The sequence below is a fragment of the Streptomyces sp. NPDC026673 genome (genome assembly GCF_040638135.1).
Classification (GTDB): Bacteria; Actinomycetota; Actinomycetes; order Streptomycetales; family Streptomycetaceae; genus Actinacidiphila.
Genome location: NZ_JBEZXR010000065.1, coordinates 1 through 20,069, shown reverse-complemented (window position 1 = coordinate 20,069; position 20,069 = coordinate 1). Strand labels below are relative to the sequence as shown.

The 20,069-nt window shown below is 72.7% G+C and carries 16 protein-coding genes; 9 read left to right on the top strand and 7 right to left on the bottom strand.

Features of this window, described 5'->3' with window-relative positions; genetic code table 11:
• The first annotated feature begins 2 nt into the window (after positions 1–2).
• Genes AB0F62_RS32500 through AB0F62_RS32480 form a run of 5 tightly spaced genes read left to right on the top strand, consistent with a single transcriptional unit; the run spans position 3 to position 5,801 of the window.
• Entirely contained in the window at positions 3–965 is a 963-nt protein-coding gene (locus tag AB0F62_RS32500) for a sugar ABC transporter permease (protein ID WP_361807532.1), read from the top strand.
• 1 nt (position 966) lies between these two features.
• Positions 967–1,860, top strand: a complete 894-nt coding sequence (locus tag AB0F62_RS32495; protein WP_361807527.1) for a carbohydrate ABC transporter permease — start codon at positions 967–969, stop codon at positions 1,858–1,860.
• 7 nt (positions 1,861–1,867) lie between these two features.
• Positions 1,868–2,968: a glycosidase gene (locus AB0F62_RS32490; RefSeq protein WP_361807524.1), complete on the top strand. Its 1,101-nt coding sequence runs from the start codon at positions 1,868–1,870 to the stop codon at positions 2,966–2,968.
• Complete coding sequence (locus AB0F62_RS32485) at positions 2,965–4,170, top strand: Gfo/Idh/MocA family oxidoreductase (protein WP_361807521.1); 1,206 nt, start codon at positions 2,965–2,967, stop codon at positions 4,168–4,170. Before AB0F62_RS32490 ends, AB0F62_RS32485 begins: the two co-directional genes overlap by 4 nt.
• A complete protein-coding gene (locus AB0F62_RS32480; RefSeq protein WP_361807518.1) occupies positions 4,167–5,801 on the top strand; it encodes a glycoside hydrolase family 13 protein in 1,635 nt (544 codons plus the stop codon). The genes AB0F62_RS32485 and AB0F62_RS32480 overlap by 4 nt, the downstream gene beginning before the upstream one ends.
• A gap of 7 nt (positions 5,802–5,808) precedes the next feature.
• Here AB0F62_RS32480 and AB0F62_RS32475 read toward each other — a convergent pair whose 3' ends face one another.
• A complete protein-coding gene (locus tag AB0F62_RS32475; protein ID WP_361807515.1) occupies positions 5,809–8,133 on the bottom strand; it encodes a SpoIIE family protein phosphatase in 2,325 nt (774 codons plus the stop codon).
• Between the two features lie 344 nt (positions 8,134–8,477).
• Between AB0F62_RS32475 and AB0F62_RS32470 the strand changes: the two genes are divergently transcribed.
• Together AB0F62_RS32470 and AB0F62_RS32465 are read left to right on the top strand one after the other, a co-directional pair.
• On the top strand, positions 8,478–9,197 hold the full coding sequence (locus AB0F62_RS32470) for an SDR family oxidoreductase (RefSeq protein WP_361807512.1): 720 nt from the start codon (positions 8,478–8,480) through the stop codon (positions 9,195–9,197).
• A 68-nt stretch (positions 9,198–9,265) separates the two neighbouring features.
• Positions 9,266–9,736, top strand: coding sequence for a helix-turn-helix domain-containing protein (locus tag AB0F62_RS32465; RefSeq protein WP_361807509.1), 471 nt, complete (start codon positions 9,266–9,268; stop codon positions 9,734–9,736).
• Positions 9,737–9,797: 61 nt separating this feature from the next.
• Here AB0F62_RS32465 and AB0F62_RS32460 read toward each other — a convergent pair whose 3' ends face one another.
• A complete protein-coding gene (locus tag AB0F62_RS32460) occupies positions 9,798–10,208 on the bottom strand; it encodes a DUF3662 domain-containing protein (protein ID WP_361807506.1) in 411 nt (136 codons plus the stop codon).
• A gap of 230 nt (positions 10,209–10,438) precedes the next feature.
• Here AB0F62_RS32460 and AB0F62_RS32455 point away from each other — a divergent pair, with 230 nt between their 5' ends.
• A complete protein-coding gene (locus tag AB0F62_RS32455; protein WP_361807503.1) occupies positions 10,439–11,539 on the top strand; it encodes a right-handed parallel beta-helix repeat-containing protein in 1,101 nt (366 codons plus the stop codon).
• Positions 11,540–11,542: 3 nt separating this feature from the next.
• Here the strand turns inward: AB0F62_RS32455 and AB0F62_RS32450 are convergent, their stop codons facing one another.
• Entirely contained in the window at positions 11,543–12,580 is a 1,038-nt protein-coding gene (locus AB0F62_RS32450; RefSeq protein ID WP_361807500.1) for a serine/threonine-protein kinase, read from the bottom strand.
• Positions 12,581–13,016: 436 nt separating this feature from the next.
• Between AB0F62_RS32450 and AB0F62_RS32445 the strand changes: the two genes are divergently transcribed.
• The gene (locus tag AB0F62_RS32445; protein ID WP_361807497.1) at positions 13,017–14,678 is read left to right on the top strand and encodes an ATP-binding cassette domain-containing protein; all 1,662 of its coding nucleotides are present in this window, start codon (positions 13,017–13,019) and stop codon (positions 14,676–14,678) included.
• Positions 14,679–14,726: 48 nt separating this feature from the next.
• Here the strand turns inward: AB0F62_RS32445 and AB0F62_RS32440 are convergent, their stop codons facing one another.
• The 4 genes from AB0F62_RS32440 to AB0F62_RS32425 all read right to left on the bottom strand — a co-directional run bounded on the left by AB0F62_RS32440 (position 14,727) and on the right by AB0F62_RS32425 (position 19,805).
• Complete coding sequence (locus AB0F62_RS32440) at positions 14,727–16,400, bottom strand: amidase family protein (protein ID WP_361807494.1); 1,674 nt, start codon at positions 16,398–16,400, stop codon at positions 14,727–14,729.
• A 77-nt stretch (positions 16,401–16,477) separates the two neighbouring features.
• The gene (locus AB0F62_RS32435; RefSeq protein WP_361807491.1) at positions 16,478–17,695 is read right to left on the bottom strand and encodes a phospholipase D-like domain-containing protein; all 1,218 of its coding nucleotides are present in this window, start codon (positions 17,693–17,695) and stop codon (positions 16,478–16,480) included.
• 105 nt (positions 17,696–17,800) lie between these two features.
• Positions 17,801–18,337 carry a DoxX family protein gene (locus AB0F62_RS32430; RefSeq protein WP_361807488.1) on the bottom strand — a complete coding sequence of 179 codons (537 nt, stop codon included), beginning with the start codon at positions 18,335–18,337 and terminating at the stop codon, positions 17,801–17,803.
• A 19-nt stretch (positions 18,338–18,356) separates the two neighbouring features.
• Positions 18,357–19,805, bottom strand: a complete 1,449-nt coding sequence (locus AB0F62_RS32425) for an amidohydrolase family protein (protein ID WP_361807485.1) — start codon at positions 19,803–19,805, stop codon at positions 18,357–18,359.
• Positions 19,806–20,069 lie beyond the last annotated feature (264 nt).

Sequence of the window (20,069 nt, the reverse complement as noted above, 5' to 3'; positions counted from 1 at the left end):
CCATGTCCTCCACGCACCATGACGTCCTCCGCCCCGGGTCCGCCCGGGGCGGGGCCCGCCCCCGGACCGGCCGTGAGCCGGGGCCGCGCCGGCTGCGGTTCGCGGGCCGGCAGCCGATCGGCCTCGCCTTCGTCTCCCCGTACGTGATCTACCTGGCCGCGATCTTCCTGTACCCGCTCGGCTTCGCGGTGTGGATCTCCTTCCACGACTACTTCTTCGCCGCGCCGGGCGCCCAGGTGGACCGCCCCTTCGTGGGGCTGGCCAACTACACGGCCGTCCTGACGGATCCGGCCGTGTGGCGCTCCTTCGGCAACATCGCGGTCTTCCTCGTCATCAACGTGCCGCTGACGGTGGCGGCGTCCCTCATCCTCGCCACCGCCCTCAACTCCAAGCTGCGGGCGCGCACGTTCTTCCGGACGGCCTACTACGTCCCGTACATCACCGCCAGCGTCGCCGTCGTCGGCGTGTGGCTCTTCCTGTTCAACTCGAACGGCCTGGTGAACAAGGCGCTCGGGCCGCTGGCACCGGACCCGTCGTGGCTGGTCAACTCGCACCTCGCAATGCCGACCATCGCGCTGTTCGTCGCCTGGAAGCAGCTCGGCTTCTTCATCGTGCTCTACCTGTCGGCGCTGCAGAACGTGCCCGGCGAGCTCTACGAGTCGGCCGCGCTCGACGGCGCGGGCAAGGTGCGCATGTTCTGGTCGATCACCGTGCCGGCGGTCCGCACCGCGACCCTGCTCGTGCTCGTCCTGGCGACGGTGACGGGCGCGAACCTGTTCACCGAGCCCTACCTGCTGACCAGCGGCGGCGGACCCGACGGGGCCACCACCTCACCGGTGCTGCTGATGTACCAGCGCGGTCTGCAGCAGGGCCACCCGGACGAGGCGGCGGCGATCGGCGTGATCCTCGTCGTGCTGATCACCGGCATCTCCCTCGTCTACCGCCGAGTGCTGGAGAGGGACTGACATGACCGACGTCCACGCTCCCGCGCACAAGCGCCGCCCGGCGGGGCACAGTCCGCACACGCACTCCCGCGGCCGCCGGATCCTGTCGCGGCTGGCCCTGCTCGCCGGGGCCTTCGCCTTCCTCTTCCCCTTCTACTACATGCTGATCGGCTCCCTGCAGAAGGAGCCCGACAGCAGCCCCGCCGGGGCCTTCCCGCGGCCGGGGAACCTCTCGCTGCACAACTACGAGGAGATCAACTCGGCCATCTCGCTGGGCCGCTCGCTGATCAACTCCGGTATCTTCACCGGCGGCGTCATCGTCTGCACCACGGTCTTCGGCCTGCTGGCGGGCTACGCCCTGGCCCGGCTCCACTTCCGCGGCAAGGGCTCCACCTTCGCCCTGGTGCTGCTGGTGCAGGTGATCCCGTTCCAGCTGCTGATGATCCCGCTCTACGTGCTGATCGTCCGCGACTACGGCCTGGCCGACTCCTACATCGGGATCATCCTGCCGTTCGCCATCAACACCAGCGCGGTGTTCATCTTCCGGCAGTTCTTCCTGCAACTGCCCCAGGCGATGTTCGAGGCCGCGCGCATCGACGGCGCGGGCGAACTGCAGATCCTGTTCCGGATCGCGATCCCGCTGTGCAAGCCGGCGCTCGCCTCCGTGGTGCTGCTCAGCTTCACCGGGCCGTGGAACGAGTTCCTGTGGCCGTTCCTGGTCACCAAGGAGCAGACCATGCAGCCGCTCGCGGTGTCCCTGGCCAACTACATCAGCACCGTCTCCTCCGCCGCCGCCAACCCGTTCGGCGCCATCCTCGCCGGCGCCTGTGTGCTGGCCGCGCCCGCGGTGGCCCTCTACCTCGTCTTCCAGAGCCGCTTCACCTCCACCGACCTCGATTCCGCCACGAAGGGCTGAACTCGCTGTGAACGACCGCACCACCGGCACCAACCGCACCACCGGCTCCAACAGCTCCGTCCCGTACCGCCTGACCCGCGTCGGCGTCGTGATGTCCCCGCTGGCCGGCGAGGCCAACGAGGCGGAGGGCGTGCTCAACCCCGCCTCCGGCCGTACCCCCGACGGCACCCTGCACCTGCTGCCCCGCCTCGTCGCGGAGGGCAACGTCTCCCGCGTGGGCCTCGCCGAGGTCGTGATCGAGGACGGCGTGCCCACCGGCGTCGAGCGCCGCGGCGTGGTCCTCGCCCCCGACGAGGGCTGGGAGCGCGGCAAGAACAACGCCGGCGTGGAGGACCCGCGTACCACCTGGATCGAGGCGCTCGGGCTGCACGTCATGTCGTACGTCGCCTACGGCCCGCTCGGCCCCAAGCCGGCGCTGGCCGTCTCGAAGGACCTGGTCACCTGGGAGCGCCTGGGCCCGATCCAGTTCGCCTACCAGGCCGACCTCGACACCGACCTCAACCTCTTCCCGAACAAGGACGTCGTGCACTTCCCCGAGCCCGTGCCGGGCCCGGACGGCGAGCCCTCCTTCGCCATGCTGCACCGTCCGATGTGGGACCTGGGCTGGTTCCGCCCCGGCGAGGGCGTGCACCTGCCGGCCGGCGTGACCGACGAGCGCCCCGGCATCTGGATCTCCTACGTTCCCGTCGCCGAGGTCGAGAAGGACCTCAGCGCCCTGGCCCGTCCGCGGAACCACCGGCTGGTCGCGCTGTCCGAGCACCCCTGGGAGGAGCTCAAGATCGGCGCGGGTCCGGCCCCGATCCGCGTCGAGGAGGGCTGGCTGCTCATCCACCACGGCGTGTCCGGCACGATCGACGACCCGTTCGCCCAGCAGCAGAAGGTCAGCTACGCGGCGGGCGCGATGATCCTCGACCCGCAGGACCCGGCCCGCATCCTCGCGCGCACCGACGTGCCGCTGATGGAGCCGGAGACGGAGGAGGAGCGCTCGGGCACCGTGCCCAACGTGGTCTTCCCGACCGCGATCGAGGAGATCGACGGCGTCCGGTACGTCTTCTACGGCATGGCCGACGCGCACATCGGCGTCGCCCGCCTGGACCGTGCCGAGTGACTCCGCTCGGTCTGGGGCTGGCCGGCTGCGGCGCCTTCGGCGCCTATCTGCTGGACGCCGTCGCCGATCTGCCCGGCATACGCGTCGTGGCGTGCGCCGACCCCGACCGTGACCGTGCCGCCGCCCTCGCGCGGCGGCACGGCGCCGCGGTCTGCCCCGACGCCGCCGCGCTCGCCGGACTCCGCGGGGTGGACGTCGTGGCGATCGCCACTCCCCCGGCCACCCACGCCGACCTCGCCGTCGGCGCCCTGCGGGCCGGCCGGCACGTCTTCTGCGAGAAGCCGCTGGCCGTGACCCTGGAGGACGCGCTGCGGGTGGAGGCCGAGGCCGAACGCTCCACAGGCGTCCTCGTCGTCGACCACGTCCTGCGCTACAACCCCGTCCTGCGGATGCTCGAACGGCTGCGCGGCGAAGGGCTGCTGGACCCGCTGGTGCGTTTCGCCTTCGAGAACGACGCCGCCGACGAGGACCTGGGCCCGGGCCACTGGTTCTGGGACCCCGCCCACAGCGGCGGCATCCACGTCGAGCACGGCGTGCACTTCTTCGACGCCGCCCGCGCCCTCATCGGCAGCGAGCCGGTCGAGGTGCAGGGCACGGCCGTCCACCGCGACGGCGGCCCCGTCGACATCGTCGTGGCCACCGCCACCCACCCCGGCGGCGCCGTCGCCACCCACACCCACTCCTTCACCCACGCCCACCGTGCCGAACGCCAGTTGATGCGCCTGGACTACGGCTTCGCCGAGGCACGGGTCACCGGCTGGATCCCGACCCACGCGACGATCACGGCCTGGACGGACGAGGAGGACGCCCGCCGCTGGGAGGAACTGCCCGGGCGCACCGCCGAGCTGCTGGCCGTTCCCGGGCTGCGTCCGCACGGCGGGGAAGGGATCACCGTGTCGGTCGAACGCGACGCGGGACCGGCCGCGCCCGCCCGCGGCAGAGGTGTGGAGCGGAGCGTCCCGCACCGGGTGACCTGCGTGGTCGATCTGGGCGGTGAGGCGCGCAAGCAGCACGTGTACGCGGAGAGCGTGCGCGCGGCCTTCGCCGATCTGCTGCGCTGCGCGGCCGACGGCGGCACACCGGTGGCGGACGCCGCGTCGGGACGGTCCGCGGTCGCGGTCGCGGAGGCCGCCACGCGGTCCGCCGCGTCCGGCCGTACCGAGCCCGTTCCCGCCCCGCCGACAGCGGGGAGCGCACGGTGAGCACCTCCGGGCCGGCCTCCGGCGCACCCTGGTGGCGGGACGCGGTCTGCTACGAGATCTACCCGCGCTCCTTCGCCGACGGCGACGGCGACGGCATCGGCGACCTCGCCGGCGCCACCGCCCGTCTGGACCACCTGCGCCGCCTCGGCGTGGACGCGGTGTGGATCACGCCGTTCTACCCGTCCCCGCTGGCCGACGGCGGCTACGACATCACCGACCACACCGCGGTCGCCCCCGACCTCGGCACCGACGAGGACTTCGACGCCTTCGTCGCGCGCGCCCACGGCCTGGGACTGCGCGTGCTGATCGACCTGGTCCCCAACCACACCTCCGACACGCACCGCTGGTTCCGGGAGGCGCTCGCGTCCGGCCCGGGCAGCCCGGCCAGGGAGCGCTACCTCTTCCGGCCCGGTCGCGGCATCCACGGCGAACTCCCCCCGAACGACTGGCAGTCGGCGTTCGGCGGCCCGGCCTGGACCCGCGTCCCGGCGCCGGACGGCGGCCCGGGCGAGTGGTATCTGCACCTGCACGCGCCCGAGCAGCCGGACCTCGACTGGCGGCACCCCGAGGTCGTCGCCGACTTCGAGCGGACCCTCCGGCACTGGCTGGACCGCGGCGTCGACGGCTTCCGCGTCGACGTGGCCCACACCCTCTTCAAGGCGCCGGGGCTCCCCGACGCCGGACCCGGACAGCACCAGGACATCCTGCGCAACCACCTGATGCCGTACTACGACCAGGAGGAACTGCACCCGCTGTTCCGCTCCTGGCGCCGGCTCCTGGACACCCACCCGGCTCCGCCGGGCGCGGTCGCCCCCGAGGAGCGCGTGATGGTGGCCGAGGCCGCCGTGTTCGACCCGGCCAGGCTGGCCCGCTACGTCAGCCCCGGCGAGATGCAGCAGGCCTTCAACTTCGCCTTCCTGGAGAGCCCTTGGGACGGCGTGGAGATGCGCGGGGTCATCGAGCGGTCCGTCGCGTCGATGCGCGCCGTCGGGGCCCCGGTCACCTGGGTCGCCTCCAGCCACGACGCTGTCCGTCCGGTCACCCGGTACGGCGGCGGCCCTCGCGGCCTGCGCCGCGCCCGCGCCGCCGCGCTGCTGATGCTCGCGCTGCCCGGTGCCGCCTACGTCTACCAGGGCGAGGAACTGGGCCTGCCGCAGGCCCATGTGCCGGACGACCGGCTGCGCGATCCGCTCTGGGAGCGCTCCGGCCACCGCGACCGCGGCCGGGACGGCTGCCGCGTGCCGCTGCCGTGGGAGGGCACGTCCGCGCCGTACGGATTCAGCACGGCCGACCCGGACGACTGCTGGTTCCCGCAGCCCGGCGACTGGGCGGACCTCACCGTCCGGGCGCAGGAGGACGACCCCGGCTCGATGCTCGCCCTGTACCGCTCCGCGCTGCGCCTGCGGCGCGCCGCGCCCGTCCCCGCGGACGGGACGACGGTGCCGGAGGGCCCCGCGGACGGATCCTGGTTCGCCTTCGACCGCGCACCGGGTCTGCGGTGCCTGGCCAACTTCGGCCCGGATCCGGTTCCCCTCGCGCCGGGCGACGAGGTCCTGCTGGCAAGCTCCCCGCTGGACGGCCGGTCGGTGCCCGCGGACACCACCGTCTGGCTGGCCGCGACCGCACCGTAGGCCGGACCTAGACGCCGATCGTCTGCTCGGTCCAGATCGTCTTGCCGCGCTCCCGGTAGCGGGTGCCCCAGCGCTGCGCGAACTGGGAGACCAGCAGCAGGCCCCGCCCGCCCTCGTCGGTGGTACGGGCATGGCGCAGGAAGGGCGCGGCGCTGCTGGTGTCGGAGACCTCGCACGTCAGGGCCCGGTCCCGGATGAGACGCAGCTGGATGGGGGGTGCCGCGTAGCGGATGGCGTTGGTGACGAGCTCGCTGACGATCAGTTCGGTGGCGAAGCTCTCCTCCTGCAGGGCCCAGGCCGCGAGCTGGTGGGTGGTCAGCGTACGGGCGGTGGCCACCGCGGCGGGGTCGGACGGCAGGTCCCAGGTGACGACGGAGTCGGGGCCCAGCGGCCGGGGGCGGGCCACCAGCACCGACGCGTCGTGATCCGGGTCCGCGGGGACCAGGGTGTCGGTGAGCAGCAGGCTCATGTCCTGCGGGGACTCGCACGGTGTGGCCAGCAGCCGTTCGAACTCCGCCTCCCCGGCCCGCCGCGGATGGCTCTGCAGGAGCCCGGGGGTGCGGAGCACCAGCATGCAGCCCTCGGGCAGTTCGAGGGTGGTCATCTCGAACGGCGGTCCCGGGCGTCCGAGGGGCTCCCCGGCGGGTGCCACCGGGGTCCGCACGGTGTGGTCGGGGTAGACGACCGTGGGCGGCGGATGGCCCGCCGACGCCATGGTGCTCTGCCGGGTCACGGGGTCGTAGACCAGGTAGAGGCACGTGGCGCCGAGCGGCGAGCCGGAGCCGGCGCCCGAGTGCTCCCCGGCCAGATTGCGGACCAGGTCGTCGAGACGGGCGAGCACCTCGTCGGGGGCCTGGTCCAGGCTGGCGAGGGTGTGCACGGCCGCCCGCAGCCGGCCCATCGTGGCGGCGGTGCGCATGCCGCGGCCGGGAGTGCTTCCGCTGACGAGGGCCACCCGCGCCCCGGGCAGCGGGATGACCTCCGTCCAGTCGCCGCCGGCGCCGGAACGCACCAGGTGGTGGGCCCATTCCACGGCGCTGGGAGCGGGCATCCGCTGGGGCAGCATGCCGTGCTGCAGCGCGAGGACGGCATTGCGCTCGCGCACATAGCGGTGGGCGTTGTCGAGCGCCATCGCCCCGCGGCCGGCGAGGTCGACGGCGAGCGCGAGATCGTCCTCGTCGAACGGCCCCAGACTCGGGTCCCAGCGGTGGAAGGTGACCAGGCCCAGCACGCAGTCCCGGACCAGCAGCGGCACCACCATCAGGGAGTGGACGCGTTCCTCCAGCACCCTGCCGCCCCGTGAGGGGTCGTCCCGGAGCCACGCGCTCTCCTGGGCGAGCCTGGGAATGAGACGCGGCGCGCGGTCGGTGAGCACCCGCAGGCCGGGTGAGCCCGCCGGGTGGCTGCTGACCGCCCCGGTGGTGTGGCCCCCGGCCCGGTCGCAGCGGGCCGACGTCGCGGCACGCCGCAGCCCCGCGTCGTCCGCGACCGGGCCCGGGGCCATCTCCTCGCCGCCGAGGACGGATGCCAGCAGGTCCACGCTCACGCAGTCGGCGAGTCCGGGCACGGCCACCTCGGCCAGCTCCTGCGCGGTGCGGATCGGGTCCAGGGTGGTGCCGATCCTCCTGCCCGCCTCCGCCATCAGCGCCAGGCGCTGCTCGGCGAGGTGGCGTTCGGTGACGTCGACCACGGCGTCGGCCACGCCCAGGATCCGGCCGTCCTCCGCCTCCAGCCGGAAGGCGGAGGCCGAGTAGACGTGTTCCCTCGTGGGGTCGCCAGGGGGGCGGCCGCGCTTCTCGAACGAGATCGCGGACTCCCCGGTCCTGAGCACCCTGCCCATCACACGCTCGGCGAGCTCGGCGCTGAAGTCGGGCCAGACCTCCGTGGGCCGCCGCCCGAGGGCGAGCTCCGACCGGTGGTCGTTCATGCCCTCCGCCGCCGCGTTGAAGCGCATCAGTCTGAGCTGCGGATCCAGCACGAACAGGCCGATGGGCGACCGGGTGAACAGCGTCTCGAGCAGGGCGCGGTCGATGTCCGGGGAGAGCCGGGATCCCGACTCCTCGGGCATCAGGTCGACGGTCAGGCGTGGGCCCGTGCCGTCGTCGCCCACCGAGTGGAGGCACGGTCGGCAGGCGACGGACCGGCCGTCGCAGTGCCGGAGCAGTACGCGCCCCTGCGCGGCGGGGCCGCCGGGCTCCGCATCGGCGGCATCGGCGCAGGGCGCGATCAGGTCCGTCACGGGCCGGCCGAGGAGGTCGCACGCCCGGTGGCCCAGCAGGCGCTCGGCTGCGGGGTTCCACCCGGCGATCGCGCCGTGCGCGTCGATCACCATCCGCGCCGCCGTGCGTCCCGCCGGCTCCTCGCGTCCTTCTCCGGGTTCTCGCGCTGTCCACGTACCCATGACCGTCCGATCGGGTTCCGGTCCTCTGGTTCCCAGTCTTGCGCAGGCGGGCGAGGTCACCACTCGGGCGGGCTCCGCGCGGCGGACGGCGCGGTGCCGGACGGCCCGCCCGCCGGGAGCGGCACCGTCCGCCGGGAGCGGCACCGCCCGCCGGGAGCGGCACCGTCAGCCGGCCGGAAACCCTCGGGCGTGGAGCAAGGAGCTCTGACTTGCAATTCCAAACTCAGCTGACCTAGATTGGAAATACCTACCCAGGACAACGGAACGAGCAACCCATGGACATCAAGAACTCCGTCGCCGTCGTCACCGGCGCCAACCGGGGCCTGGGCCGGCAGCTGGCCACCCAGCTGCTGGACCGGGGCGCCGCCAAGGTCTACGCGGGCGTCCGCGATCCCGCCTCCCTCGACCTGCCCGGCGCGGTGCCGCTCCAGCTGGACATCACCGACCCCGCGTCGATCGCCCGGGCCGCCCGGACGGCTCCCGACGCCACCCTCCTGATCAACAACGCGGGCGTCAGCACCCACGCGGGACTCACCGACGGGGACATGGCCGACATCCGGCTCGAGATGGAGACCCACTTCTTCGGCTCCCTCGGCGTCACGCGGGCCTTCGCCCCCGTGCTCGCGGCGAACGGCGGCGGAGCGATCCTCAACGTCCTCTCCGTCCTGTCCTGGGTCCACCGCCCGGGATACGGCGGGTACAGCGCGGCCAAGGCCGCCGAGTGGGCCATGACCAATGTCGTACGCCAGGAACTCGCCCCCTCCGGGATCGACGTCACCGCGCTCCATGTGGGCTACATGGACACCGACATGGCCGGTTATGTCGCCCCCTCCGACAAGGTCGACCCCGCGTGGGTGGCCGGCCTGGCGCTGGACGGCATCGAGCAGCGGGCGCCCGAGGTGGTGGTCGACGATCTGAGCCGCAACGTCAAGGCCGCCCTGTCCGCGGGATTCGACCTGCTCTACCCCGGCCTGCCCGCCCCGGCCGCACGATGAGCCCGCGGCGGCCGGACGCCGCACCCCCGGCTGAATTGGAAATGTCAATTCAGAGGTAGGATCGGCCCATGTCCAGCAGCAAAGCCGCCACCAAGGAAGAGACGGTCTGCTCGATCGCCCGGACCCTCGAGGTCGTCGGCGACAAGTGGACCTTCCTCATCCTGCGCGAGTCGGCGCTGCGGGGGGTGTCGCGGTTCGCCGACTTCCGCCGCGAGCTCGGCATCGCCCCCGACCTGCTCACCGGCCGCCTTACCGCGCTGGTGGACGAGGGGATCATGGAGAAGCGGCCGTACCGGGAGCCGGGCAGCCGCACCCGCTACAGCTACCACCTGACGGCCGCGGGCGAGGAACTGCGACTGATCCTCGCGGCGCTCCAGCAGTGGGGGGACGTGCACCGCACCCCCGCGCGGGGGCCGAGCCACCTGCGGCGGTCGGCGGGTGCGGGGCGCCCGGTCAGCGTCGCCTTCGTCGACGACACGGGCGCCGTGCTCTCCGCCGAGGACGTGGCCTTCACCCCGGCACAGGGCATCACGCGCTGACCGGGCCGGAGCCGGGCGGCCGGAACGGGAAGCGGGGCGCGTCGGCGCGGGAGGCCGCGGTTCACGACCACCCGGGCGAGGTCCGGGCGAGAGCGTCCGCGCGGATGTGGCTCATCGGACTGCTGCTCACCCGGTAGCGGCCGTTGGGCACATGGGCGGACCGGACGATCCGCACGGTGACCGGGCCCGCCCACTCGTACCCGCACCGGTCGGCGTGACGCAGCAGGGAGTCCGTCAACTCCTCCCCCACGCGGGCGCGGTACGGGCTCAGCTCCCGGTGGGGCACGTCGGCGAGTTCGACCGTGTACACATTGGGCACCACCACACGACTGGGGCTGCACACCACCGCCCGGCCGTCGCACTCACGCCGGAGGGCGTCCAGCACTTCCACCGGCCCGCGGCGGCGCACCCTCGCCACCAGCGCGCGCTCCCAGTCCTCGATCACCCGTTCCCATCGCCTCAGCACTCCCATGACGATGCGCCTGCCCGCGGCGCGGGCCCTGATGCCGCCACGGCCACCCCATCAGCCGTACCGGGTCGATTCCGGCCACAGAAGGCGACGCCCCCGTGGGCCGCCGGGCTCACCGGCCGATCCGGGGATCGTCACCCGCGCGCCGTGCGCTCTGGAGTGGCGAGGTGTCAGATACGTCCATAGCGTCTGTTTTCGGCTGATCACATATCACGGAAAGCAGGTGCACACACATGAAGCTCTGTCGGTCCCGCAGGGCCGTCGTCGCGGCGGCCGCCACGGCGACCATCGTGGGGGGCGCGGTCGGTTGCGGCGGCGAGTCGCAGACCACGGCCTCGTCGTCCGCGGACGCGCAGAAGATCTCCGTTCGCGCGGGGGAATCCATCCAGGCGGCGGTGGACCGCGCCAAGCCCGGTCAGGTCATCGACATCGCGGCCGGCACCTACCACGAGAGCGTCCAGATCAGCACGCCGCGGCTGACGCTGCGCGGAGCGGGCACGGGCACCGTGATCACCCCCGGCACGAACGGCAAGGAGAACGCCTGCGCCAAGGCGGGCGAGGGCATCTGCGTCACCGGCACGGAGAAGAAGAAGGCGTCCGACGTGACGCTGGAACAGCTGACCGTCGCCGGCTTCAAGAAGGCGGGCATCCACGCGTCGCGGGCCGACGGCCTGCAGGTCCTCCGGGTGACGGCGCGGGACAACAAGCTCCAGGGCATCCTGGTGGAGAAGTCCGTCCGTACGGTCTTCCGCGACAACACCGCCCACAACAACGCCGAGTCGGGCATCTTCCTCGCCAACTCCATGGACACCGAGGGCGGTGCGCTCGACACCCAGGGCGCCGTCATCAGCGACAACAAGCTGACCGAGAACCGGATCGGCGTCGGCCTGCGCCGGGTCCGCGGCGTCACCGTCGAGAGCAACCGGATCACCGGCAACTGCGGCGGCGTGTTCGTCGTCGGCGACGAGGGCGTCCCCCGCGGCGGCGCGCTGACCGTCACCCACAACACCGTGACCGGGAACAACAAGTACTGCGCGCCCAACGCCCGCCTCCCGTTCATCCAGGGCACGGGCATCCTGCTCACGGGCGTGGAGAAGACCGTCGTGACCAACAACGAGGTGCGGGACAACCACGGCAAGTCCCCGATGTCCGGGGGCATCGTGCTGTTCGGCAGCGTCGTCGGCACGTCCAACTCCGAGAACTCGATCCGTGACAACGTCGCCCGCGGCAACAAGCCGGCCGACCTCGCCAACCGCGATCTGAAGGGCAAGGGCAACACCTTCGCCGACAACACCCTGGACACCACGGAGCCCAAGCAGCTGAGCAACACCTGACGTTCAGAAGCCGGACAGACGACGGAAGACCGCCCGGGCCCACATCGGCGGGTCCGGCGGCGGTCCCGGGGGCGCCAGGACCACGGCGGGCCGGGGCGTCACCCGGGTCGCCTCGTGATCGGCGCCGCTGGTACGCGCGGGGCCGCCCTCGTCCCGGCCGCTCGCGGCGGCGCGCAGGGCGCCCACGAACTCCAGGCACGAGTCGTAGCGGTCCTCGGGCATCTTCGCGAGTGCCTTTGCCATGACGTCGTCCATGGCCGGCGGGATCTCCGGCCGCCGCTCGGTGAGCGGCGGCGGCTGGTCGTACTGGTGCGCCCACAGCAGCGCCATGTCCTCCTCGCGCTCGAAGGGCAGGCCCCCGGTCAGGCTCTCGTAGACGACGCAGGCCAGGCTGTACAGATCGCAGCGGCCGTCCACCGGCCGCCCGGAGATCTGCTCGGGCGCCACGTAATCCAGCGTGCCGACGAATTCACCGACGGTGGTGAATCCGGTGAGCGACAGCGATTTCTTGGTCAGCCCGAAATCCGTGAGGTAGACGTGCTCCGGGTGTTCGCTGTCGGTGCCCTTCGCGACCAGGACGTTCCCCGGCTTCACGTCGCGGTGCACCAGGTCGTGCTCGTGCGCCGCGTCCAATGCGGAAGCCACCTGGGTGGCGATGCGCAATGCGGTGGGCACGGGAAGCGGGCCGTCCCGGTCGAACAGCGCCCGCAGATCGAGGCCCGACACATAACGCATGGCGATATAGAGGACACCGTCGGTTTCCCCGGCCTCGAATATCGGCACGATGTGGGGATGCTCGATCGCGGCCGCCACGCGTGACTCGTGTGTGAAACGGCGGCGGAAGGTGTCGTTGCGGGCCAGCTCCGGGGCGAGCAGCTTCAGCGCCACCGTCCGGTCCAGCCGGAGGTCCTTGGCGCAGTACACCACGGCCATTCCGCCGCGGCCGATCTCCCGCTCCACGCGGTACCCGGCGATCTGGGCCCCGATGAGCCCGGAGGACCGCCCTGCGTACACGCTCACGTCATGGGGAATCGAACCCATCGCGCACCACCGCCACGCGGCCGGAAATGGGAGACAATTCAACGACCATCGGTCCGGATTCCCCCTTCGCAGGGAATGCGAACGGCCGGCGCCGGATGCCGCCGTTCCCTGTTCGAATTGTATCGACTGGCACCCCGGTATTCGCGGCCGTGCACTTCCGGCACCGGTTGGGGTACAGTTCCCGGGTCCTGTTGTCTCCGATAGAGGTGGATGTTGCTCCTCTGAGGTCCGCGATCATCGCGCGATACGGCCCCGCGGCCGTACGCCCGTCACGCGCGGTCGGCGTCACCGCCGCCCGTGACCCCGCGCGCTTGCGACCTCGGTGCACGAGCCGTCCCCGTCCTCGGAGGACCGCCACCCCCGTTCCGGCACGGTCGCCGCGTGGTGCTCGCACACGAAGCCCGCCATCCCTGCGCTTGCGACTGCGAGGACCGCCATGTCCCTCCCCACCACGCCCACCGCGTCCGTGACCTGCTCGGCCCTGACCTTCCGATGGCCGGACGGCACACCCGTTCTCGACGAACTGTCGCTGACCGTCGGCACCGGCCGCACCGGGCTCGTCGGCGCCAACGGCACTGGCAAGTCGACCCTGTTGAAGCTGCTGGCCGGCCGGCTGATCCCCACCCGGGGGTCCCTGACCGTCGGCGGCAGCCTCGGCTACCTGCCGCAGGACGTCACCCTGGACACCGCGCTCCGCGTCGACCAGGTTCTCGGCATCGCCGAGAGGCGCGCCGCCCTGCGGGCCATCGAGGCGGGGGACGTCGCCGAGGAGCACTTCGCATCCGTCGGCGACGACTGGGACGTCGAGGAACGCGCGTTGGCGGCCCTCGGCTCCCTCGGGCTCGGCCGCCTGGATCTGGACCGTACCGTCGGCCGGATGTCCGGCGGCGAGACCGTCCTGCTCCGCCTGGCCGCACTTCTTCTGCGGCGCCCCGACGTCCTCCTGCTCGACGAACCCACCAACAACCTCGACCTCTTCGCACGCCGTCGACTCCACGACGCCGTCGACACCTGGCGCTCGGGCGTCCTCGTCGTGGTCAGCCACGACCGGGAGCTGCTGGAGCGCGTCGACCGCGTCGCCGAGCTGCGCGCGGGCTCCGTCACCTGGTACGGCGGCGGCTGGTCCGCCTACGAGGAGGCCGTGGCCGCCGGGCAGGAGACGGCCGGGCGCGTCCTGCGGGCCGCCGAGGCGGATGTACGCAGGCAGCGGCGCGAACTGGAGGAGGCCCACGTCAAGGCCGCGCGCCGGATGCGGCACAGCCGGAAGATGGACGCCCAGCGGCGCGCCCCGCGCATCGTCGCCGGGGAGCGCAAGCGCTCCGCGCAGGAGTCCGGGGACCGGCTCCGCGCTGTGCAGGAGAACCGGCTGCACCAGGCGCGCGAGCGCCGGGACGAGGCCGCGGAGGCGATCCGCGAGGACGCCGAGATCCGGGTGAGCCTGCCGCACACCGCCGTCCCCGCCGGACGGGCGGTGCTGTCCGCGCACGGACTCCGGCCGCGCTTCGGGGCGTTGCGCGACGGCGAGTTCCACATCCGCGGACCCGAGCGCGTGGCACTGGTCGGCCGCAACGGAGCTGGCAAGACCACCCTGCTGCGCACCCTCACCGGGGAACTCGCCCCGCTGTCCGGCGAGGTGAGGACGCATGTGCCGCTGAGGTTCCTGCCGCAGCGCCTCGACGTACTGGACGAGGAGCTGAGCGTCGCGGCCAACGTGGCCCGCGCCGCCCCCGGGGTCTCCGACAACGAGATCCGCGCCCGGCTGGCCCGGTTCCTGTTCCGTGGGGCCCGCGCCGAGCAGCCCGCGGGCACCCTGTCCGGCGGGGAGCGCTTCCGCGCCGCCCTGGCGGCGTCGATGCTCGCCGCGCCGGCGCCGCAGCTGCTCGTGCTGGACGAGCCCACCAACAACCTCGACCTGAGCGGCGTCCGGCAGCTGACCACGGCCCTGGACTCCTTCGAGGGCGCGCTCCTCATCGCCGGCCACGACCTGCCGTTCCTCACGTCGGTCGGGATCACCCGCTGGCTGCTCGTCGGCGAGGAGCTCCGCGAGACCACCGCCGAGGAGGTGCGGGAGCTGCTCGAGGACGCCGGGGACGGCTGACCGCGCGAGGCCCGCGAGGCCCGCAAGGCCCGTGGGTCCCGCGGGCCGTCAGTCGCCGGCGGCACCGTCCCGGGCGGGCGGGACGGCGAGGGAACGCCGCCGCAGCAGGGTGGGATTGACCTCGGACGGCGGCCTGCGGAGCCGTGTGGCCTGCTCGTAGTCGTACGCGTAGCCGATGAGCACCGGCTCGCTCCACGCCCGCCCCAGGAAGGTGATGTTGAACGGGCGGCGGTTGGCCGCGAGGTAGCCCGCGGGGACGGTGATCGATGGGTAGCCGGCCTTGGCGCCGATGGACGAGCTGCCGCTGTTCACGAAGAGCAGGGCGGTGACGTCGTGTTCGGCCATGAGGGCGTCGATGCGGTCCCTGCTCTCCTCCAGGTCCCGGGCGCGGGCGGCCTTGTACTCGACGGTGTCCGCGCTGTCCGGCCCGAGGTCCCTGGCCTGCGAGGCGAGGGCGAGGCTCTGCCCGAACTTCAGGGCGACACCCGCGTGGGCCTCGTTGTGGGCGATCACGTCGGCGAGGGTGCGCACCGGCGCGCCCTCGGGCAGCCGCGCGAGATAGGCATTGAGGTCGCGCTTGAACTCGTGGCTCAGCACCGGGGAGGCGACGTCGTAGCGGCGGCGGGCCTCGATGGTGACGTCGACGAGTTCGGCGCCCCGTCGCGCGAGCGCGGCCAGGGCCGCGTCCCACAGTGCCCGTTCGTCCGTGCCGTCCTCGGGCACCTGTTCCGCGACGACGCCGAGGCGCGCGCGGAGCAGGGCGTGCGGGGTCAGGTCGGCGGTGAAGTCGTGGCCTTCCAGCGGGTTGCCCGCGGTGGCCGGGTCCTCCGGATCGGTGCCCGTGATGACGGTGAGCAGCGCGGCGGCGTCCGCCACGGTCCGGGTCATGGGTCCGGCGGTGTCCTGGCTGGAGGCGATGGGCACGATCCCGGTACGGCTGACGAGTCCGAGGGTGGGTTTGACGCCCACCCCGGAGGTGGCCGACGCCGGGCTGAGGATGGAGCCGTCGGTCTCGGTGCCGATGGTGACGGCGGCCAGACCGGCCGCGGCGGCGACTCCCGAACCGGCGCTGGAACCGCTCGGGGTCTCGCTCAGGTCGTACGGGTTGAGCACCTGACCGGCCAGCGAGCTGTACCCGCTGGGCATGCCGATCGTGAGGTAGTTGGCGAACTCCGTGAGGTTCGCCTTGCCGAGGATCACCGCGCCGGCCTCGCGCAGCCGGGTGACCAGCGGAGCGTCCTGGGCGGGGAAGGAGCCGGCCAGGACCACCGAACAGGCCGTCGTCGGCATGCCCAGCACGTCGATGTTGTCCTTCACGAGCACCGGTATGCCGTGCAGGGGCCCGCCGGGGCCGCCCTCCGCCCTGCGTTCGTCGGCCGCCGCGGCCTCCTCCAACGCGGCGGGATTGACGCAGCGCACCGCGTTGAGGGCGGGCCCGCCGACGTCGAGTTCCTCGATGCGCCGCAGGTAGGCGCGGGTGAGCGCGACGCTCGTGACGTGGCCGGCGACCATCAGGGCGGTCAGTTCGGCCACCGCCGCGACCTCGAGGTCGGCGGGGAACACGTCGTGCCGTGCCGTATCGGCGGCACCCTCGGCGGCGCCGGGGAGGCTGTCCGTCGAAGCGGGTTCCTCTGTGCCGGTGTTGACGTTGATGTCGCCCTCCAGGGTGAGCGGTGCGATGACGCGACCGGGGTCCGTGCGCCCGCGTGGCTCGCGGGACACACCATCATCGTCACCGTCCCCGGCGGCCGGCACCCCTCTCCGGAATCCCGCGGGTCCGCGCCGGGCGGGCGCGGGGATCAGAGAAAGCGGCGGATGGGCGCGGTCGCCGCCTCCTGCGCCCGCTCCCACGGGGAACGGCCGCGCCAGCGGGTCCCGTCGACGGGCTCGCTGCGCAGCAGGTCCTCGTCGAAGTGGGCGTCGAGGCCGGCGGTGAAGTGCTCGTCGAGCACCGCCAGCATCACCTCCTCGTCGTGGTCGAGGGAGCGCCGGTTGAAGTTGGTCGAGCCGATCAGGGTCGCGACGCCGTCCATGGTGATCACCTTGGCGTGCATCATCGTCGGCCGGTAGTGCCAGATCCGCACACCGCAGTCCAGGAGCCGCTGGTAGTAGCGCTGCCCCGCCAACTGGCAGACGCGCTTGTCGGTGTGCGGGCCCGGCAGCAGGATCTCGACCTCCACTCCGCGCCGCGCCGCCTCGCACAGGAGGCCGACGAAGTACGGGTCGGGTGCGAAGTAGGCGGTCGCCAGCCGGATGCGCCGCTCCGCGGAGGCGATCACGACGCGGAGCAGGGTGCGCATGTCCTGCCAGCCGACGCTCGCCGAGCCGCGCACCACCTGGACGATCGCGCCGCCGTTCTGCTCGTGCTCGCCGAAGCGGTCGCGGTCGTCGAAGAGGCCGTCCTGCCGGCACTCGGCCCAGTTCTGCGCGAAGGCCGCGGCGAGACCGTCCACGGCGGGGCCGGTGACCCGGACATGGGTGTCCCGCCATTCGCCGGGGTGGCGGGCGTCGCCGCACCACTCCTCGGCGATGCCGACGCCGCCGGTGAAGGCCACCTGGGCGTCGACCACCAGGACCTTGCGGTGGCAGCGGTGGTTCTGCTTGAACGGCGAGAGCCGTACGGGCTTGCGGAACCAGGCGACGTCCACACCGGCCCGGTCCAGGCCGTCGAGCAGGTCCTGCTCGATCAGCCGTCCGCCGAAGCCGTCCAGGAGCAGCCGTACCCGTACCCCCTCCTCCGCCTTGGCGGCCAGCGCGTGCGCGAAGTCGCGGGCGATCTGACCGCGCCAGTAGACGAAGGTGGTCATGTCGACGGTGTGCTTCGCCGCTCGGATCGCGTCCAGCATCGCGGGGAAGATCTCGTCGCCGTTGCGCAGGGCCTGCAGCCGGTTCCCCTCGGTCGCGGCGATGCCGATCAGGCGTTCCAGGCGGCGGCGCAGCTCCTGCTTGCGTTCGGCGACGGCCGGCTCCGGCCGCGCTCCGTGCGTACGGTCGGTGCCCTCGAGCGAAGTGCCCATGTCGTCCTGCCCCCGGTTCCGGTACCGCCGCGGCCGGTCCGGCCGCGGCGTCGCGTGGCGTACCCCAGCCGTATGCCCGGCCGGAGGCGGCTTATCCGGAAGTGGCTACGCGTTCCCGTGGGGTTCGGGGGACTCGGGGGATTCCCTCCTTCCCCGCAGCACCCTGGCGCGGCCGGCGAGCGGCACGACCGCCGCGAGGAGCCCGGCCGCGAGCGCGGCCAGACCCCAGGCCGGGGCGGGCCGCCAGGTCAGGCCGAGGGCGTGATCGAGCGACCACGGGCCCGGCCCGGTGAAACCGAGGACGACGGCGACCGCGCCGTACCAGAACGGCACCTCGCAGCCGCCCTTCTGCGCCCAGAAGCCGTTGGGCGCCGTCGCCGCGGCGGCGACCGCCATGGTCCCGACGACGACGGCGACCCCGCCGGGCGTCAGCAGTCCGGCCGCGACGGACGCCGCCCCGGCCAGCTCCGCCACTCCGGCCACCAGGGCCATCCGCGGCCCGGGGACGAAGCCCCAGCGCTCGAAGACCGTGCCGGTGCCCGCGAGCCCCGCTCCGCCGAACCAGCCGCGCAGCTTCTGCGTGGCGTGGCCGAAGAGCAGGGCGGCGAGCAGCAGTCGGAGCAGCAGCAGCCCCATGCTCATGCCTCGGACCCCCTTCGGATCACTGGCCGTGCGTCGACGCGCTGCGGTAGTCGGTGTAGGTGTAGGGGTTGTCGAGGACCTTCGTCTCGGGGACGTCGGGGTTCATGCCCTTGCGCCACTCCTCCTCGCCCATGGCCGAACGCAGGTGGTCGACGGTCTGCTCGACCTCGCGGCGCACGGCGGCCAGGTCCACACCGAGCAGGCGGTGCTCGTACTTGACCACCCGTCCGTTGACGAGCACGGTGTGCACGTCGCCGCGCTGCGCCTGGAAGGCCACCTGGCCGTACGGGTTGAGCAGCGGGAAGGAGACGGGCGAGTGGTCGTTCTTCAGGAGCACGATGTCGGCCTTCTTGCCGGCCTCCAGGCTGCCGAGCTCCTGCTCCCGGCCGAGGGCGCGGGCGCCGCCGAGGGTGGCCCACTCCACGACCTGGTCGGCACGCAGGGCGCAGTGGGTGACGGTCTCGCCCTTGGCGTGCGCCTCCAGGTGCGCGCGGGCGCGGTCGGCGCCGAGGGTGGTGCGCATGGCGGAGAACAGGTCGCCGCTCCACCACACGCTGGTGTCCATCGACAGGGAGACGGGGATGTCGTGCGAGCGGATGGCCCAGGTGGTCGGGTAGCCCTGGCCGGCGCTCTGCTCGCTCTCCGTGGACACCGAGACCGAGCCTCCGGTGGCCGCGATGCGGTGGTACGAGTCCGCCGTGAGCGTCGAGGCGTGGACGTACACCGTCCCCGGGGTCATGAAGCCGTTCTCGTACATCAGGCGGATGCCGTCGTCGTTGGTGGCGCCCCAGACCCCGGCGTGCGTGGTGACGGCGACGCCGAGTTCGCGGGCCACCTCGAAAGCGGGCTTCTCGGGGAAGGCCGGGTCGCCCGTCACGTCGAAGGCGAGCTGGAAGCCGAGCATGTCGTCGCCGTTGATGCGGCGGCCGACGAAGTCGCGGAACTCCGGTGCCGCCGTCCACTCGGCGGGGGCCTGCTGGATGTTGCCGTAGGCCAGGACGAAGCGGCCGGGCACGGACCGCAGGGCGTCCACGGCGGCGTCGGCGTGGTCCACGGTCTGCAGGCCGTGCGACCAGTCGACGACGGTGGTGACACCGGCCTCGAGCGCCTCCACGGCGGCCAGCCGGTTGCCGGCGTGGACGTCCTCGGGGCGGAACTTCCTGCCGTGTTCGAGGTAGTACCAGACGAAGTACTGCGTGAGGGTCCAGTCGGCGCCGTAGCCGCGCATCGCGGTCTGCCACATGTGCCGATGCGTGTCGATCATGCCCGGCATCACGATGCCGCCCGTGGCGTCGATCTCCGCCGTCCCGTCCGGCACGGCGAGGCGCGGACCGATCGCCGCGATCCGGTCGTCGACGACGAGTACGTCGGTGTCCGCGAGGACCTCGCGTTCACGGTTGACGGGCAACACGGTGCCACCGCGCAGGACGACGGGCCGTCCCGGGGTGAATGCCTCGACCTTATCCATCACTGAACTCCCTTGGCCGCTTGACGGACACCAGTACGCTATTCGGTCACCAGGAAGAGCGCCAGCCTCGCGACGCGGTTCGGAACCTCTGCGCGCCGCAACCCGTCCGGGGTCCGTCCCAAAACGAGACACCCGGCACGGACGCGCCTCCGACCGGCCAAGGCGTCGGAGACCTCGCTTGACGGCCCCGACGTTCCGCCACAGAATCACCCTGACGGACGGCTGTCCGTCCTGCGGTCAGACGAAAGGTGACACTGGATGTCA

Coding starts and splice junctions, on each gene's coding strand:
- AB0F62_RS32500 (WP_361807532.1), top strand. CDS start 3: ATGTCCTCCACGCACCATGACGTCCTCCGCCCCGGGTCCGCCCGGGGC.
- AB0F62_RS32495 (WP_361807527.1), top strand. CDS start 967: ATGACCGACGTCCACGCTCCCGCGCACAAGCGCCGCCCGGCGGGGCAC.
- AB0F62_RS32475 (WP_361807515.1), bottom strand. CDS start 8,133: ATGGTGATCGACGCGCACGGCGCGATCGCCGGGTGGAACCCCGCAGCC.
- AB0F62_RS32470 (WP_361807512.1), top strand. CDS start 8,478: ATGGACATCAAGAACTCCGTCGCCGTCGTCACCGGCGCCAACCGGGGC.
- AB0F62_RS32465 (WP_361807509.1), top strand. CDS start 9,266: ATGTCCAGCAGCAAAGCCGCCACCAAGGAAGAGACGGTCTGCTCGATC.
- AB0F62_RS32460 (WP_361807506.1), bottom strand. CDS start 10,208: ATGGGAGTGCTGAGGCGATGGGAACGGGTGATCGAGGACTGGGAGCGC.
- AB0F62_RS32455 (WP_361807503.1), top strand. CDS start 10,439: ATGAAGCTCTGTCGGTCCCGCAGGGCCGTCGTCGCGGCGGCCGCCACG.
- AB0F62_RS32450 (WP_361807500.1), bottom strand. CDS start 12,580: ATGGGTTCGATTCCCCATGACGTGAGCGTGTACGCAGGGCGGTCCTCC.
- AB0F62_RS32445 (WP_361807497.1), top strand. CDS start 13,017: ATGTCCCTCCCCACCACGCCCACCGCGTCCGTGACCTGCTCGGCCCTG.
- AB0F62_RS32435 (WP_361807491.1), bottom strand. CDS start 17,695: ATGGGCACTTCGCTCGAGGGCACCGACCGTACGCACGGAGCGCGGCCG.
- AB0F62_RS32430 (WP_361807488.1), bottom strand. CDS start 18,337: ATGAGCATGGGGCTGCTGCTGCTCCGACTGCTGCTCGCCGCCCTGCTC.
- AB0F62_RS32425 (WP_361807485.1), bottom strand. CDS start 19,805: ATGGATAAGGTCGAGGCATTCACCCCGGGACGGCCCGTCGTCCTGCGC.